The sequence below is a fragment of the Nostoc sp. genome, from assembly GCF_035638895.1.
Taxonomy (GTDB): Bacteria; Cyanobacteriota; Cyanobacteriia; order Cyanobacteriales; family Nostocaceae; genus Nostoc.
Map to the genome: position 1 here is coordinate 1 of NZ_DASQZC010000334.1, position 1695 is coordinate 1695.

Annotated in this window: 1 protein-coding gene and 1 pseudogene; both read left to right on the plus strand. The window is 44.5% G+C overall.

The window, feature by feature from the left end; all coding sequences use genetic code 11:
• Positions 1-182: pseudogene (locus tag VE944_RS16440) on the plus strand (NAD(P)/FAD-dependent oxidoreductase); the annotation flags it as partial.
• Positions 183-320: 138 nt separating this feature from the next.
• Positions 321-1556, plus strand: coding sequence for an LL-diaminopimelate aminotransferase (locus VE944_RS16445; RefSeq protein ID WP_324978811.1), 1236 nt, complete (start codon positions 321-323; stop codon positions 1554-1556).
• The last annotated feature ends 139 nt before the right edge of the window (positions 1557-1695 follow it).

Sequence of the window (1695 nt, forward strand, 5' to 3'; positions counted from 1 at the left end):
ACATCTACTTCTTAATTGAATTTAACAACAAATTAGTAGTAATGATTCAGTGGGCATGGAACTATTTCACCCGTAATCGCGGTGCAAGATTGATTACAGGACAAGAGTCGCTCACGGAGTTTGTAATTAGCGATCGCAACAATTACACATCAGCCGAGAATAAACAGCCAGTAAATGTCTAATTAGGAATTTGTCATTAGTTATTCTCCCCCTGCTCCCCCTGCCTCCCCTGCTCCCCCTGCTCCCTCATCCCCACTCCCCACTCCCCGCCCTCATAAATTAGCAGTAAGCTATTTTAGGGCGTTTTTCATATTTACATAATGGCAACTATTAACAACAACTACCTGAAACTGAAAGCGGGTTATCTGTTTCCAGAAATTGCTCGGCGGGTGAATGCCTTTGCTGAAGCGAATCCTGATGCTAAGGTTATTCGACTAGGCATTGGTGATGTCACCGAACCTCTGCCGGAGGCTTGCCGCACAGCTATGATAAAGGCTGTGGAAGAAATGAGCGATCGCAATACCTTCAAAGGCTACGGGCCAGAGCAAGGCTACGCCTGGTTACGGGAGAAAATTGCTACTCAAGATTTCCAAGCACGGGGAGCCGATATAGATGCTTCGGAAATCTTTATCTCCGACGGTTCCAAGTGCGACACCGGCAATATTCTAGAAATCTTTGGACATGACAACATAATTGCCGTTACTGATCCCGTTTATCCCGTATATGTAGACACTAACGTTATGGTGGGAAATACGGGAGATATCAACGATAAAGGCGAGTTTGAAGGCTTAGTTTATCTGCCAATTACAGCTGATAACAACTTCACCGCCGAGATTCCCTCAAAGAAAGTCGATTTAATTTATCTCTGCTTTCCTAATAACCCCACTGGCGCAACTGCAACCAAGGAATATTTAAAGGCATGGGTGGATTATGCCAAAGCTAATAACTCGATTATTTTCTTTGATGCAGCCTACGAAGCTTATATTACCGATCCGTCGCTTCCTCACTCAATTTATGAAATTGAAGGTGCAAGAGAAGTTGCGATCGAGTTTCGGTCTTTTTCTAAAAATGCAGGTTTTACAGGAACTCGTTGCGCGTTAACTGTGGTACCGAAGACACTCACAGCAAAAGCCGCCGATGGTTCCGATGTGGAACTGTGGAAACTTTGGAATCGTCGCCAGTCTACCAAGTTTAATGGTGTTTCTTACATCGTCCAACGGGGAGCCGAAGCGGTTTACTCTGAAGAAGGACAGGCACAAATTAAGGGATTGGTTAGTTTCTATCTAGAAAACGCCAAAATCATCCACGAAAAACTCACAGCCGCCGGATTATCAGTTTATGGAGGTGTGAATGCACCTTACGTTTGGGTGAAAACTCCTAATGGTTTATCCAGTTGGGAATTCTTTGATAAGTTGCTGCAAACTGTCAACGTTGTGGGGACACCTGGTTCTGGCTTTGGTGCTGCGGGTGAAGGTTACTTCCGCATTTCGGCCTTTAACAGCCGGGAGAATGTCGAAGAGGCGATGAAGCGAATTACCGAGAATTTTAAGGTGTAAGCGATCGCTTTTAGCCGCTTTTGTTAAACTCATTCTATTAATCTAAAGGTTACGGTGGGCTATATTATCCACCGCAACCTGATAGATATTGAATTTTGAATTTTGAATTGGAGTGAAGCGACGTGACTGCTGCTATCCC

Excerpts from the sequence above, each read along its gene's own strand:
- VE944_RS16445 (WP_324978811.1), top strand. The coding sequence starts at position 321 with ATGGCAACTATTAACAACAACTACCTGAAACTGAAAGCGGGTTATCTG.